Annotated in this window: 14 protein-coding genes; 7 read left to right on the top strand and 7 right to left on the bottom strand. The window is 52.1% G+C overall.

Going from position 1 to position 14,030, the window contains the following annotated elements; all coding sequences use genetic code 11:
• The first annotated feature begins 11 nt into the window (after positions 1 to 11).
• The 7 genes from ACFVTB_RS14405 (at position 12) to ACFVTB_RS14435 (ending at position 6,344) form a co-directional block, all read left to right on the top strand.
• The gene (locus ACFVTB_RS14405; RefSeq protein WP_387750053.1) at positions 12 to 542 is read left to right on the top strand and encodes a cell wall elongation regulator TseB-like domain-containing protein; all 531 of its coding nucleotides are present in this window, start codon (positions 12 to 14) and stop codon (positions 540 to 542) included.
• A gap of 110 nt (positions 543 to 652) precedes the next feature.
• Positions 653 to 1,192, top strand: coding sequence for a hypothetical protein (locus tag ACFVTB_RS14410; protein ID WP_387750056.1), 540 nt, complete (start codon positions 653 to 655; stop codon positions 1,190 to 1,192).
• Complete coding sequence (locus ACFVTB_RS14415) at positions 1,185 to 2,681, top strand: AAA family ATPase (RefSeq protein ID WP_387750059.1); 1,497 nt, start codon at positions 1,185 to 1,187, stop codon at positions 2,679 to 2,681. The genes ACFVTB_RS14410 and ACFVTB_RS14415 overlap by 8 nt, the downstream gene beginning before the upstream one ends.
• A 202-nt stretch (positions 2,682 to 2,883) precedes the next feature.
• Positions 2,884 to 3,759, top strand: a complete 876-nt coding sequence (locus ACFVTB_RS14420; RefSeq protein ID WP_387750062.1) for a 3-hydroxyacyl-CoA dehydrogenase family protein — start codon at positions 2,884 to 2,886, stop codon at positions 3,757 to 3,759.
• The gene (locus ACFVTB_RS14425; protein ID WP_387750065.1) at positions 3,756 to 4,964 is read left to right on the top strand and encodes an acetate/propionate family kinase; all 1,209 of its coding nucleotides are present in this window, start codon (positions 3,756 to 3,758) and stop codon (positions 4,962 to 4,964) included. The genes ACFVTB_RS14420 and ACFVTB_RS14425 overlap by 4 nt, the downstream gene beginning before the upstream one ends.
• A 15-nt stretch (positions 4,965 to 4,979) precedes the next feature.
• Complete coding sequence (locus ACFVTB_RS14430) at positions 4,980 to 5,669, top strand: DnaD domain protein (RefSeq protein ID WP_387750067.1); 690 nt, start codon at positions 4,980 to 4,982, stop codon at positions 5,667 to 5,669.
• Positions 5,670 to 5,828: 159 nt separating this feature from the next.
• On the top strand, positions 5,829 to 6,344 hold the full coding sequence (locus ACFVTB_RS14435) for a hypothetical protein (RefSeq protein ID WP_387750069.1): 516 nt from the start codon (positions 5,829 to 5,831) through the stop codon (positions 6,342 to 6,344).
• Positions 6,345 to 6,414: 70 nt separating this feature from the next.
• Here the strand turns inward: ACFVTB_RS14435 and mtnB are convergent, their stop codons facing one another.
• The 7 genes from mtnB to ACFVTB_RS14470 form a co-directional block, all read right to left on the bottom strand.
• Entirely contained in the window at positions 6,415 to 7,065 is a 651-nt protein-coding gene (mtnB, locus tag ACFVTB_RS14440; RefSeq protein WP_387750072.1) for a methylthioribulose 1-phosphate dehydratase, read from the bottom strand.
• Between the two features lie 90 nt (positions 7,066 to 7,155).
• Entirely contained in the window at positions 7,156 to 7,830 is a 675-nt protein-coding gene (locus ACFVTB_RS14445; RefSeq protein WP_387750075.1) for a 2-hydroxy-3-keto-5-methylthiopentenyl-1-phosphate phosphatase, read from the bottom strand.
• A complete protein-coding gene (locus ACFVTB_RS14450) occupies positions 7,827 to 9,047 on the bottom strand; it encodes a 2,3-diketo-5-methylthiopentyl-1-phosphate enolase (RefSeq protein WP_387750077.1) in 1,221 nt (406 codons plus the stop codon). The genes ACFVTB_RS14445 and ACFVTB_RS14450 overlap by 4 nt, the downstream gene beginning before the upstream one ends.
• Positions 9,044 to 9,925 (bottom strand): pyrroline-5-carboxylate reductase, encoded by an 882-nt coding sequence (proC, locus tag ACFVTB_RS14455; protein ID WP_387750079.1) that lies wholly within the window; start codon positions 9,923 to 9,925, stop codon positions 9,044 to 9,046. The genes ACFVTB_RS14450 and proC overlap by 4 nt, the downstream gene beginning before the upstream one ends.
• A gap of 64 nt (positions 9,926 to 9,989) precedes the next feature.
• Positions 9,990 to 11,240, bottom strand: a complete 1,251-nt coding sequence (locus ACFVTB_RS14460; RefSeq protein WP_387750082.1) for a glutamate-5-semialdehyde dehydrogenase — start codon at positions 11,238 to 11,240, stop codon at positions 9,990 to 9,992.
• A gap of 65 nt (positions 11,241 to 11,305) precedes the next feature.
• Positions 11,306 to 12,409, bottom strand: a complete 1,104-nt coding sequence (proB, locus tag ACFVTB_RS14465) for a glutamate 5-kinase (RefSeq protein ID WP_387750085.1) — start codon at positions 12,407 to 12,409, stop codon at positions 11,306 to 11,308.
• A gap of 401 nt (positions 12,410 to 12,810) precedes the next feature.
• Positions 12,811 to 13,995, bottom strand: coding sequence for a pyridoxal phosphate-dependent aminotransferase (locus ACFVTB_RS14470; RefSeq protein ID WP_387750088.1), 1,185 nt, complete (start codon positions 13,993 to 13,995; stop codon positions 12,811 to 12,813).
• Positions 13,996 to 14,030 lie beyond the last annotated feature (35 nt).

Consider the following 14,030-nt stretch of genomic DNA (forward strand, 5'->3'; position numbering starts at 1 on the left):
GGGCGCCGTTTATGACGCCAAAGCGTTGGGCGGCCGTTATTGGCGTTTTGCTGGCCGCATTGATCGGCGCTTCCTTGATTTATTATCAAATGATTCATGCAGGCTCATGGTCAGAGGAGCGGCAAGCTCAGCAGCAGGCCGCCAATGCAGCCGGACTGACGGAAATCGGCAAGACGACGAAGTATGTATGGGATAAGCCTTACTGGATCGTTGAAGGCAAGAACGAAGCGGGCGAGGACCTTTACGTCTTTATTGAACTGTCGAAGGAAGAGACGGCAGAAGGTTCCGTTGCTTCGGCGGAGCCGCGTATTATCAAAGCGACGGAAGCATACGGCAAAGAAAATCTGATTGCTTCGTTTTCCGCACAAAAACCGGATGCAGATATTAAGCGAATTCAGCCGGGAACGTTAAACGGAGAACTTGTCTGGGAAGTTTACTATTCGCGCAAAGAAGACATGACAAAGTATTATTACGATTTTTACAAGTTTGGCGACGGTACATTTATTGACCAGTATAAGCTGCCGGCTAAGCACGCTGGCTAAGCTTCCTGTTTTTACACCCCCTTCTGGCGGTTCAGATATGATATACTTTCGTATAGCAAAGTTGATATACGCGAGTATAGATATCGAATACTGGGAGGGGGATTTTTATTATGAAAATTCGGATTGTTCCCGTTCTGATTACAGCGGCCGCAGCTGCCGTTTTATTATTTGGAAGCTGGTTCATTTATAATCGCATGGTTATTGAGAAGCCTTTAAATAAGGCGATTCAGAATATAGCAGGCATATCGTCGGCAGACGAGCCCGTACTGGGGCAAGGACGCGTATCGCTGCGCTTGACGCTCGGCGAAAACGCTGATTTGAAACAAGTTTATGAACAGATTAACGAGCAAGGTAAAGATGTAATCGGTAAAAAAGAGCTTGATCTGCAAATCGCCAATGCTCACTCGAACGATCGTCTTGATAAGCTATGGTCGGGCGCATTGTTTGATATCGCACAAGCGATGGAGACCAAAAGCTACTCCAATATTCCCAAGACAATGAACGGAATTGCCAAGCAAAATGAAGGCGTTCAGGCTGTAACCGATATGGACGATCACAATGTCTATATTACACTTAAAGACGGCAAACACTACAAACATGTCGTACTGCCGCGGACGCCGGTTATGCTGGAGGTGAGTGCCCGTGCGTAAATATATTTTGGAGATAGCGATCGGCGTCGTGCCGGTCACTCTCGTCTTTTTAGCTTTTCTCGGCGTAAATATCGTTCCGGTGCTGCTTATTGCCTTTTTGGCGGCGGGATTTGCTTTCGCTTACAAAGGCAGAGGGAAAATGACGGCTATGCAAGGCGCACGCAAAAAATCGGAGTTGACGAGCAGTCCGTTAAGCTTCGAGCAAATCGGCGGACAGGAGCGGGCGAAAACCGAGCTAATCGAAGCGCTTGATTTTCTCGTTCGACATGAAGAGATCAAGAAGCTTGGCATTCGTCCGATGAAAGGCATTTTGCTTACCGGCCCTCCGGGAACGGGTAAAACGTTGATGGCGAAGGCCGCCGCTCATTATACCGATTCAATTTATTTGGCTGCTTCGGGCAGTGAATTTGTAGAAATGTATGTCGGCGTCGGCGCCGGCCGGATTCGCGACTTGTTTAAGGAAGCGCGGCAAAAGGCAAAAAAAGCGGATAAAAGCAGCGCCGTGATTTTTATCGACGAGATCGATGTCATCGGCGGCAAACGCGACGGCGGGCAGCATCGCGAGTATGATCAGACGCTGAACCAGCTGCTGACCGAGATGGACGGTATCCATTCCGATGAATCGCCGCGTATTTTACTGATTGCGGCTACAAACCGGAAGGAGATGCTGGACAGCGCGCTGCTCCGTCCGGGTCGTTTCGATCGTCATATCGGCGTCGAGCTGCCGGACAAGAAAGGGCGCTTGCATATTCTTAAGCTGCATGCAGCTAACAAGCCGCTCAATCCCGAGGTGGATCTGGAGCGAATCGCATCCGAATCGTTTGGTTTCTCCGGTGCGCAGCTGGAGAGCGTCATGAACGAAGGGGCGATCTATGCCATGCGGGACAACAGCGAGCTTATTCATGAGCAGCATCTCGCCAGTGCTATCGACAAAGTGATGATGGGCGAGAAGACCGACCGGGAAGCGACAAAGGAGGAGCGCGAGCGCGTAGCGCTGCATGAGCTGGGCCATGCGATCGCCGCCGAGCTCGTCCGTCCGGGCAGCGTGTCGCAAGTGGCGCTTTCACCGCGGGGGCAAGCGCTTGGTTATGTGCGGCATAATCCGCAGCAGGACAAATATTTGTATACGAAAGACTTTTTGGACGGTCAGATAATTATTGCGCTCGGCGGCGCGGCTGCAGAGGAAATGTTTTACGGCGGCCGCAGTACTGGATCGAGAGGCGATTTCGATCAAGCGATGAACATTGTCCGGACGCTTGTTGAATCCGGTTTGACCGAGCTTGGCATTATCGACGCGAATATGATGACGCCGGATAGCTGGGCGAAGGTAAACCGGTCCATTCTGGATGAGCTGATGGCCAAGACGAAACTGATGCTCGAGGAGAAACGGCAAGTATTTGTCGAGGCGCTTGATGTCGTCATTCGAGAGGAAACGATCGGCGGCGACGATTTCCGCGCGCTGCTTGGAAAATTGTCGAAAACCGCCTAACGGGTTGTCTATGCACTATGATTTTGCTCACAATGGGCAAAATGTTGCGAAATTGTTGCGATAGTTATAAACAAATGATGGCAGACCCATTGTCTGCCTTCTTTTTTTTCTGAAAATCGGTATAATTGAAGAGAAGTGTATATATAAAAAGAAATGCCGCTCTTCCGCCGAGAAGGCGTAAGGAGAGGACAAGGAGAGAAACATGTCGATTAAAAAAATCGGAGTTATCGGCGCTGGCACAATGGGCCAAGGCATCGCCGAAATGCTCGCCTCGAATGGTTTGGATGTCTATGTAATTGAACGTTCCGAAGAACGTCTGACATACGGAAAAACGATGATTGAGCTGAGCTTAGACAAACAGATCGAGAAGTGGGCGCTGACTCAATCGGAGAAAAAACAAATTTTAAGCCGCATTCATATGTCGGTAAGCTACGATTGCTTAGCCGGTTGCGAGCTCGTTATCGAGACGATAACAGAAGATCTGGATGCGAAAAAAGCGGTATTCGAGCAATTGGACCTCATTTGTTCGCCGGATGTCATTTTGGCCAGCAATACGTCGACGCTGAGCTTAACCGAGCTTGCGAGCGTCACCGCTCATCCAGAGCGGGTTATCGGGCTGCACTTTATTTACCCTGTTTTTAAAATCGATCTCGTCGAAATCGTTCGCGGCTTGAAAACGTCGGAAGAGACTTTTTCCGCGACAAAAGATTTCGTAGAAAATACAATTTACAAAAAAGGCATCATGGTTTTCGAATCGCCGGGTTTTGTAACCTCGCGGCTTATTTGCTTGCTTATTAATGAGGCGCTGCATGTACTTGAGGAAGGCGTCGCTTCCGTGGAAGATATCGACAGCTCGATGCGCATCGGTTACTCGTTCCAGCACGGACCTTTCGAAATGGCCGACCGCTTCGGACTCGACTCGGTTCTGGCAGCGCTTGACCGGATGTTCCGCGAATACGGCGAACTGAAGTACAGACCTTCGATCGTACTGAAAAAAATGGTGCGGGCCGGCCATTTGGGCGTTAAATCGGGCGTTGGCTTTTTCAAATACGATAAGGATGGAGACCGGATCTCATGAAAGTACTCGTCATCAATGCAGGCAGTTCATCTTTAAAGTACCAGCTGTACAATATGGTCGACGAGTCCGTACTCGCTAGCGGAAGGGTGGAGCGAATCGGCATGGATTCCTCCATCGTTACGCATGAGGCGGAGGGAAAACCGGAAGTACGCAGCGTGAGTGAAATTCTGGACCATGTAACCGCCGTCAAGAAGGTATTGGAAATGCTCACTCATCCAGAGCATGGAGCGGTTGCTTCGATGAGCGAAATTGAAGCGGTCGGACACCGGATCGTGCATGGCGGAGAATCGTTTAAAAGCTCGGTCGTTGTAACACCGGAAGTGAAGCTGGAAATTCGCAACCTGTTCGATTTGGCTCCACTGCATAATCCGGCTCACATGATGGGCATTATGGCGGTGGAAACCAATATGCCGAATATCCCGCAAGCTGTCGTATTTGATACCGCTTTTCATCAAACGATGCCTGATACTTCTTATCTTTATCCAATTCCGAGAGTGCTGTACCGCAGACATAAAGTACGCCGTTACGGCTTTCACGGCACGTCCCATCAATATGTTAGCGAACAAGCGGCTTCCTATTTGGGCAAACCGTTGGAATCGCTTAAGATGGTTTCCTGCCACATTGGCAACGGCGCTAGCTGTACAGCCATTCTGGACGGCAAATCCTTCGATACAAGCATGGGCATGACGCCGCTTGAAGGATTGATGATGGGCACGCGCAGCGGTGATATCGATCCGGCGATCGTACCTTTTGTCATGAATAAAGAGGAGCTGACGCTGACTGAGGTCAACTCCATGCTGAACAAGCACAGCGGCATGATGGCTATTTCCGGCATTAGCAGCGACATGAGGGAAGTGTCGGAGGCGATGGAGGAAGGCGACCGCAACGCGAAGCTGGCGTTCGATATGTATGCGTATCGAGTGCGCAAATATGTCGGAGCCTATGCCGCAGCCATGAATGGCATCGATACCCTTGTGTTCACGGCGGGCGTCGGCGAAAACTCGTCGCTGCTGCGCAAGGCGGTATGCGAAGGATTGACGTTCCTCGGACTGGAATTGGACGAGAGCCGCAATGCGGTACGGAGCAAGGAACCGAGACTAATTTCTACCGATGAGTCGCGGGTAAAGGTACTTGTCGTGCCGACGAACGAAGAATTGATTATAGCGAGAGATACGTATAGGCTCATTACAGCAGCAGCCCAATAATAAGGGAGGGTATACGTGCAAGTGAGCAACGACGATATATGGAAAGCGTACTCGCGCGGAATGGCGGACGTGCTGGGCCAGGGCGGCGTATTCGTGCCAGCCGTCCTGCTTCGCACTTATCGCGAACTGGGGATTTCTGATTCCGAGGCGATGCTGCTGCTTCAATTGATGCTGTTCCGTGATACGGAAGGCAACGAATTCCCGACGCCTGACCAGTTGGCTGAGCGTCTGGGAGCGAGCGTGAGAACAGTCGAGCAGACGATTGAGAGGCTGATGAAGGCCGGATTATTATCGATCGACAGCCGAATTGACGGGGTTACAGGCGTACAGTCGGAAATGTACAACTGGACAGGCTGGCTGCTGCTAGCAGCCGAGCTGTCGGCCCAGGAGAAACGGGATACGAAGCGGACAGCGAGGAAGCAGCCAGCAAAGCTGGCGGCCGATCCGACGAACCTGTTCACCGTCTTCGAGCAGGAGTTCGGCCGGCTGCTGTCGCCGATCGAGCTGGAGACGATTGCAAACTGGCTGGACGAGGATAAGTACTCGGACGAGCTGATCCGCTTCGCGTTGAAAGAAGCGGTTTTTTCCGGCAAGCTTAATTTCAAATATATCGACCGCATTTTGCTCGAATGGAGTCGCAACCGTGTGACGAATGTCGACGAGGCGCGTGCGCATTCGCAAAAATTTAGAGGACCGCGCGGGTAATGATAGGTTAACAGCGTTTGCGGCGGTTCAGGCAAGAAAGACTTAACATCAACGATTGGCAGCATGGAGGCGACTAAGCCGGACTGCCAATCGTTTTTTTATGGAACTGAATGTGATTATCCAAATGGATATTGTGGTTGGATTGGAGGGAAAGGGGATATGAAGCAAACAAGCACAGTCAAACGTTGGCTGCGCGTTTCTGTTGTATTAAATGCAATGCTTGCGCTATCGTTAGCTTATGTGATGTATTTGGGCGACTTCAACGGGAAACTGCTGGCTAATCAATCACAAGCGCTTGTAGAATTAGAGGGACTGATTGGTCATCAGCAAAAGAATGGATGGAATGAGCCGCAACTGGTCATTATGAAACTGGACGAAATTCGACTTGCGATATTTCCAACCGATGCAAATGGAACTTTAACCGGTCAATTGAGAAGCAGATCGGATCGCAACGATCTTGGCAGCTTATATTCGGCCTTATACCGTTATCCAAGCAATGAGCTATATAAACTTGCGACAGTCACAGAGGAGGATAAGTTGCAGCTAGACAAACTTCGCGATCATTTGAGTGGAGCGGGTTTCCAGCTTAATGCGTCTATTGGCGGCGACTGGTCCTCTTACATAACAGGCGTCAGACAGTTAACGAAGAGAATTCATGCAGAAGAGTGGAACTAAAAAAGGGTCAGACGTATGCATTGCACTCGCACATTGCATAACGTCTGACCCTTCTTGTATAATTCTGTCTTTACTTGCCGTTCTTCAGCAGCTCCCAGCGGTACACATATTCGAACAGAAATTCGAACGACTCCAAGTGGCGTTTCGCTTCAAAAGCGTTGGCGCCCCAAGCGTAAATACCGTGATTGCGCAGCAAAATGCCGGGAATGCGCTTATCGAGGCGCGCCGTAACTTCCGGTACGATACGCGGGATTTCCGCGTAATTGGATACGATCGGAATGTCAATATGAGCATTTTCTTCCCAAATATTAAGCCCTTTTATCAGTTCGACAGCCGTGACGGGAACGGAGCCTCGCTCCCAAAACCATTCGGAAACAATGCTATTGTAGACGGAATGGATATGGAAGATGGCGCCTGCGCCTGTCAGCTTATAAATTTCTGTATGAATTAGCGTTTCAGCGGAAGGCCGGAGCGCAGTCGCTTCGCATGGTTTGCCGTCCTGATCGACGATCAGGTAGTCCTCCGGCGTATGCACCGTTTTGTCTTTGCCGCTCGCCGTCACCGCGAATTGGAAGCTCTGCTCGCTGAAATCGCCGACACGCACCGATAGATTGCCGCTCGTGCCCGGGAACCAGCCGCGTGAAGCAAACAAATCCTTCGCATCCCGCAGATCGGCGAAAGCCTTTTGTTTTTGCTCCAGAGTAACGTCTTGATATGCCATCGTTATATATCGCCCTTTCTATCCTACAAAAATGGGGCGGACAGCCGTCAGCCCACCCCTAGCATTCTTTTCATTCTAAGCCGATTAAACTTAGCTTTTGCTTTGTTCTAAGCCGCTGATCACATTATGGAAATCGCTGAATTCCCGATGAGGCAGGCCAAGCTCTTTGCATTTATCCGTTAGAATCGAACGAGAAAAAACAAGATCTGCAAGCTTCGCGCCTTCGAAATCAGTAACGCTGTCGCCGATAAGGATGCGTTCGTATTCATTAGCAGGGAAGCGGCGCATAATGGTCGTTTTGCACATGCCGCAATCGTTCTGGCAATGCTCGTCGCAAGGATGAGGCCAAGTAATTTCAATTGCATCGCCGCTAAAGTCGCTTCCGTTGCAGTAAATATGATCTTCCGGTATGCCGAACCCGGCAAGAATCGGATAGACGAAAAAGTCGATGCCGCCGCTCGTGACGTAAAATTCGATATCCTGTTCCTTGCAGTAAGCAAGGAGGTCGGCAAAGCCTTCGCGAATTCGCGCATTGCTGATACCGTAATCGACAACCTCCTGCTGCATGGATGAAGGGAGGAGCCGGAACATGTGACCGACGCCTTCCTGAATCGAAATTTGCTGCGAAACAATCTTCTCGACGATTTGCTCCCAGCCGGGAGGATTGAAATGGCGGATGATCGCGACGATATTGTCGTTAACCGTAATTGTGCCGTCAAAATCGCAGAAGATGATGCGTTTCTTAGTTGTGTTGGATGCTGTCATTCTTTAATCCCCCAAGCGTCAATTGCAGCTTGCAGCGGTTCGCCGCCCGGCGCCGCCGCAGCTTCGCGAAGACTAATACCGCTCAACGTCGCATCGATCGCGATACGGAACGCTCGTCCGCCTGCTGCCGTTCCCATCGGATGACCGTGAATGCCGCCGCCGGCATTTACGACAACGTCTGTGCCAAAGTCGTTCAAAATAAGCGGTACAAGTCCCGGATGAATGCCCGCCGACGGAACGGGGAAACTAGCCGGCAGCTTGTCCGACGGTGCGAGCAGCACCTCTTTGACCGCCATATTCTCTTCCTTCGGCATGACAACCGAGCCGTATGGCGAAGGGAAGAGAACGAGATCAGCGCCTGCGAGGCGCATCAGCTTGCCGAACAGGACGGATGCTCCGATTCCGTAATACGGCGATTGATAATAGGCGCCTCCCAATGCGGGATGAGCGGCGATCGGCACGTTAATAGAACGGTCCGAGCTCAATTCGTGCAGGACGTCATAGCCATAAGCGAGGACGTTGAACAACAAGGCGTTGGCTCCTGCCGCAACTGCTTTACGGGCCTGGCTTGCCAGCTGAGAAGTCGGGCCGGTCAGATTAACGGCGTACAGCAGTTTCTGGCCGGTTTCACGGCTCGCGCGCTCAGCCGCGTTCATGCACACCTCGACGCGCTTCTCAAGCGGCGTGAGCGGGTTCTCGAACAAGATCTCATCGTCCTTGATCAAATCGACGCCGCCAAGCGCTTGTTTGTAAAATTGATCCTCCAAGCCGGCCAGATCATGGCCAATGACCGATTTGAAAATGCTCATTAGGAGCGGGCGGTCATGAACGCCAAGCAGTTCTCTGACGCCCTTCATGCCGAATGCGGGACCTGGAAAGGCGGAGCCGAAGTCATCCGATACATCGAGGTCGATCAGCTTGATTCGCCCGTCCATCGACAGCTTGCCGAAGATCGTGACCAGCAACGCCGGAATATCGCGGCTAAAATTAATGTCCGGATAGCCGATACGAATGTCGGCGTAGCGCTCGCCCGTTGGCGAAACATGCTCTTCAACGGAAAGAACTTTTCCCAAGTGTTTCTCCATTTCCGCTTTGCGCGCTTCTGGAAGATCAGTCCAACTGCCGACGGTCAGGCCAACGGCAATGGACAGCGCCTTTTTCTGAAAATCGGCTTTATCGTCATAGCTGCGGTAAGTGGCAATGCACATGCTGCTCATTTCGATGTGCTCCTTTCGAAATCAGCACCGATTTCGGCGGCGCGCTCGGAGGAGCGCAGCATCGCTTGCACGACAATATCGCTAAATCCGCCTTCCGTGAGCTTCTCTATTGCGGCTTGCGTCGTACCGTTCGGGGACGTCACTTTCCGCCTCAGATCTTGCGGCGTCTCTCCGGTCAAACGAACCATTTCGGCCGCGCCGAGCACCGTTTGGACGACCAAATCTTTCGCCGACGCCGAATCGAGACCAAGCTTTTCAGCGGCGGTCAACATTGCTTCCATGAAATAATAGACATAGGCCGGTCCGCTGCCGGATACGCCCGTAATCGAATCTTGAAGCGATTCGTCAACGATCGCGTTAATGCCGACCGATTGGAAAATAGCTTCCGCAATCGCGCGCTGCTCTGGCGATACGGCATCTGAATAACTGATGCCTGTGGCGCCTAGTCCGATCGTACTTGACGTGTTAGGCATTGTCCGGACAATCGGCAATTTCCGGTCGAGCAATCGTTCGATCGAAGAGATGGAAAGTCCGGCAATGAGCGAAATAATGAGCTGATTGTCGGAGACGAGAGGGCGGATCGATTCGATAGCCGCCGCCGCGTCCTTCGGTTTCATAGCGAGGAAAATAACGTCTGCACGCTGCAAAAATTGCTCGTTTGTTAAGTCCGCACCATTCAAAATCGTATGCACGCCGTACCGTTCAGAAAGCTCGGCCAGCCTCTCACGGTTGGAGCGGTTAATCATCGAGACTTGACTCGGAGCGGTTAGCTCCTTGTTCAAAATGCCTCTTGCCAGCGCTTCGGCCAGCGAGCCTGCTCCATAAAAGCAAAGCTGCAGCGACGCGATGCCGGCAGCCGGATTAGTCGATAGAACCATAGTTTTGCAAACCTCCAACTCACATAATTGATACTATTATTATGGCCTTTTATTGGCCTTGTCTTTAGCCGCGGATTTGACCGCTGCCGTAAATCCGAAATTTCGTCGACGTCAAAGCAGGAAGTCCCATTGGCCCCCGAGCATGCAGCTTCTGTGTGCTAATGCCGATTTCCGCGCCGAAGCCGAATTCGAAGCCGTCAGTGAAGCGAGTGGAGGCATTATGGTAAACAGCTGCCGCGTCTACCTCCTGAAGGAAGCGGGCGGCGTTGTCTGCATTTTCCGTGACGATGCATTCTGAGTGCTTCGTTCCGAAACGGGAGATATGGGCTAGCGCTTCATCGAGATCGTCGACGATGCGAATGTTCATAATATAATCGTTGTACTCTGTCGCGTAATCTTCATCCGAAGCGGATTTGGCTTGCGGCAAAAGGGCGGTCGTCCGCTCGCAGCCGCGAAGCTCAACATTGGCTGCTGTGAATCGTTCCGCGAATCGTACGAGAGAGCTCTCGGCAAATGTCCGGTGAACAAGCACCGTTTCGATCGAGTTGCAGACTGATGGGCGCTGAACTTTAGCGTTGAATGCAATATCCGAAGCCATCTCGAATTGCGCGCTCTCGTCTACATAAGTATGGCAGATCCCGGCGCCGGTCTCAATGACGGGCACGGTCGCATTTTCAACGACATTGCGGATGAGCGATGCGCCGCCGCGTGGAATGATGACATCAAGCAAGCCGTTCAGCTTCAGCATTTCATTAACCGAAGCGCGGTCGGAATCTTCAATCAGTTGAATCGCATCGGCTGGCAGTGCTGTTTTCTCAAGCGCTGCCCGAAGCACGCTGACAATTTGCCGGTTCGATTCGAGCGCTGCCGAGCCGCCGCGCAGTACAACGCAGTTGCCGGTCTTGAGGCAAAGGCCGACAGCGTCTACCGTAACGTTAGGTCTTGCTTCATAGATCATGCCGATTACGCCAAGCGGTACCCGGCTCTTCTCGACGCGAAGGCCGTTCGGACGCTCGAACTGCTCCAGCAATTCGCCAACTGGATCTGGCAAAGCGACAACTTCGCGCAAGCCTTCTGCAATCGCTACAATCCGTTTCTCGTCGAGCGCGAGCCGATCCAGCATCGATGACGCGGTGCCTTGCTGGCGGCCGCGTTCCAGATCGAGCGCATTCGCTTCGATAATGGACTGTTGATTTTCAATTAGCGCGTTGGCCATGGTATTCAACGCTTCATTTTTTTGCGCAGTAGTCATTTTGTTCATAATAGCTGCCGCCGCTTGAGCGAGCTTTGCTTTTTGCACAACTTCGCTTGACATAGTGGAACCCTCCTAAAATAAATTGATATTCGTAAAGTTTAACCGGAAGTAGATTCCGTTGGTTTCTATCTAAGCGATACCCATTCGTCCCGATGAATGACTTCGATCCGATTGACGTCGATTCGGCGGCTAACCTCTTCGCTTCCGAGACCAGCGGCGGCTTGTGCCTGCCATGCCGTATAGTTAACGACGCCCCGGCCAACCGGCGCGCCTTCCAGCGAGACGACTTCGACGACGTCGCCGGGGTGGAAGTCTCCCTCGATTCCGCGAACGCCTGCCGGAAGCAAGCTTTTACCGCCGCTTAACAGCGCGTCTTCGGCACCTTTGTCGACGATAATGCGGCCTTTCGGCATTGAATGGAACCCAAGCCATTGCTTTTTCATCGGCAGGCTATCCAGTTTCGTATCGAAATAAGTGCCTTTGCCGTTGCCGGACAACGCCAGCTGCAAATCTCCAGGCTGCTGCACGCTGCCGATAAAGGCATGAACGCCGCCGCGCATCGCAATGCGGGCCGCTTCGATTTTGGAACGCATGCCGCCCGTGCCGACGGAAGAACCGGAGCCTCCAGCAACGCTCATAATGTCCTCGGAAATTTGATCGACCCGTTCGATCTTGATCGCCTCGGGATTTTTCCGAGGATCTTCCGTATATAAGCCGTCCATATCGGTAATGATAACGAGCTGCTCCGCCTTCGTCATCGCGGCTACCAGCGAGGAGAGGTGATCATTGTCGCCAAATTTCAATTCGTCGGTGGAGACGGTATCATTCTCATTAATGATCGGGATCGTGCGCAAGCGAAGCAGCTCCTCGATCGTCATTAAAGCGTTCTGTATTCGTTTTCGATTGGAGAAATCGGATCGGGTGAGCAGGATTTGCGCTGCTACAATTCCGTACCCGCTAAGCGCTTCTTGATAAGCCTGCATTAACAGCGCTTGACCGACGGCAGCTGCGGCTTGCTTCTCATGCAGCGCCTTTGGCCGGGCCGTATAGCCAATTTGCCGAAAGCCCGCCGCTACAGCGCCGGAAGTGACCAGTATGACATTAGCGCCTTTGTTATGTAGAGCAGCCAGCTCGGAGGCAAAAAAAGCGATTCGTTCGCGATTCAAGCCGCCTTCGTCCGACGTTAGCGAGCTGCTCCCAATTTTGACAACAATACGTTCTGAAACCATCGTCTCATCCCATTTCCTGACAAAATAAAAAGACTTCCGTCCATAAAGGACGAAAGTCTGAACTTCCGCGGTACCACCTTTGTTGACCTGTCGCAACTTCGCCGTAAAATGGCGCATCAATGCCGCAGATCCTGCTTCATGCCTCGTAACAGGAGGCGCTGTCCGGCTCTTCGCCGGCCGTTCGGGGGCTGGTTCGGCGAGGGATCGAGGAAGATTCTTGCAGCCTAAGGAATCTACTCTCTGTTCACGATCTGTCAAGCTTACTATTCCCGTCATCACGTTATATGTTCGATTACATTCTAGCATAGCACGAACCGAAAGGGCTGTAAAGCAATGCCGCCCCCGGCTTCAGCGGAAAAACAGCCGTTTCCGCGCATAGTTGTCATTGCGCCCGCGGGCCTCTAAAACAGTCCGAGCTTGCCGATGCGGTCAACTGCTTCTATAAGCCGTTCTTCACTTGTCAACAGGCCGAGTCGGACGTACCCTTCACCATGCGAGCCAAAGCCGACGCCCGGTGCGACGACTACATCCGCTTCCTGAAGCACAAGATCGGCGAACGACTCAGACGTGTGTCCATTAGGAACAGGCAGCCAGCAAAAGAAGGAGCCGCCGGGACGATCTGCTTTCCACCCGATGCGTTCGAGAGCGCCGAACAGCGCTTCGCGTCTGCGTTCGTACAGCGCATTCAACTCAACAACGGACTGCTGCGGTCCTGCGAGCGCTTCTGCTGCAGCCTCTTGAATACCGCCGAACAGGCTGCAGTAGTAGTGATCTTGAATAAGATTGATGAGTGATACAATTTCAGGATTACCGATAGCGAAGCCTACGCGCCAGCCCGCCATATTATAGGATTTCGAAAGCGTATAAAACTCTACGCCAACTTCCTTGGCGCCAGGCGTTTGCAGAAAGCTGATCGGCTTCTTGCCGTCGAAACCAAGCGCGCCATATGCAAAGTCGCTGGCAACGGCAATGCCGGAACGTCTGGCGAAATCGACCGTCTCAGCGTAAAACTCGGCGCTTGCTACCGCGCCAGTCGGATTGTTCGGGTAGTTAAGAAACATCAGCTTCGCTTTTCGGCGCGTTTCTTCATCGATCGCTGCATAATCGGGCAAATAACCGCGTTCTGCCTTCAGCGGCATGAAATGCATGTCCGCGCCTGCAAGAGCGACGCCGGACCAATAATCGGGATAACCAGGATCGGGCACGAGGCAGACATCGCCCGGATTAAGCAAGCATTGGCTAATTTCGATCAGACCGGTTTTGCCACCAAATAAAATGGCCACTTCGGTCGTCGGATCGAGATCGACGTTGTAATCCTCTTTATACCGTTTGGCGACAGCTTCCTTTAAAAAAGGAAAGCCGCTGAACGGCGGATAACGGTGATACAACGGATTGGCGGCCGCTTCTTGCATTTTGGAGACGATATTCGCGGGGGTTGGCTGATCGGGATTGCCTTGTCCGAGATTAATGACGTCGCGTCCTTTTGCAGCCTGCGCATTCGCTTTCGCTACCAACTTGGCGAAAAATTGCGTCGGCAGACCGGTAAGACGGTCTGCCGGTTGAATAAATCCGGTTTGCGTTTCCATCTATCTCACACTCCATCATAATGCTTTCCAAATAA

Origin of the sequence: Paenibacillus sp. NPDC058071 (genome assembly GCF_042885235.1) — a bacterium.
Classification (GTDB): domain Bacteria; phylum Bacillota; class Bacilli; order Paenibacillales; family Paenibacillaceae; genus Pristimantibacillus.

What these genes read in the sequence shown, in the direction of transcription:
- ACFVTB_RS14405 (WP_387750053.1), top strand. Translation starts at nt 12, where the DNA reads ATGACGCCAAAGCGTTGGGCGGCCGTTATTGGCGTTTTGCTGGCCGCA.
- ACFVTB_RS14410 (WP_387750056.1), top strand. Translation starts at nt 653, where the DNA reads ATGAAAATTCGGATTGTTCCCGTTCTGATTACAGCGGCCGCAGCTGCC.
- ACFVTB_RS14420 (WP_387750062.1), top strand. Translation starts at nt 2,884, where the DNA reads ATGTCGATTAAAAAAATCGGAGTTATCGGCGCTGGCACAATGGGCCAA.
- ACFVTB_RS14425 (WP_387750065.1), top strand. Translation starts at nt 3,756, where the DNA reads ATGAAAGTACTCGTCATCAATGCAGGCAGTTCATCTTTAAAGTACCAG.
- ACFVTB_RS14435 (WP_387750069.1), top strand. Translation starts at nt 5,829, where the DNA reads ATGAAGCAAACAAGCACAGTCAAACGTTGGCTGCGCGTTTCTGTTGTA.
- mtnB (WP_387750072.1), bottom strand. Translation starts at nt 7,065, where the DNA reads ATGGCATATCAAGACGTTACTCTGGAGCAAAAACAAAAGGCTTTCGCC.
- ACFVTB_RS14445 (WP_387750075.1), bottom strand. Translation starts at nt 7,830, where the DNA reads ATGACAGCATCCAACACAACTAAGAAACGCATCATCTTCTGCGATTTT.
- ACFVTB_RS14450 (WP_387750077.1), bottom strand. Translation starts at nt 9,047, where the DNA reads ATGAGCAGCATGTGCATTGCCACTTACCGCAGCTATGACGATAAAGCC.
- proC (WP_387750079.1), bottom strand. Translation starts at nt 9,925, where the DNA reads ATGGTTCTATCGACTAATCCGGCTGCCGGCATCGCGTCGCTGCAGCTT.
- ACFVTB_RS14460 (WP_387750082.1), bottom strand. Translation starts at nt 11,240, where the DNA reads ATGTCAAGCGAAGTTGTGCAAAAAGCAAAGCTCGCTCAAGCGGCGGCA.
- proB (WP_387750085.1), bottom strand. Translation starts at nt 12,409, where the DNA reads ATGGTTTCAGAACGTATTGTTGTCAAAATTGGGAGCAGCTCGCTAACG.
- ACFVTB_RS14470 (WP_387750088.1), bottom strand. Translation starts at nt 13,995, where the DNA reads ATGGAAACGCAAACCGGATTTATTCAACCGGCAGACCGTCTTACCGGT.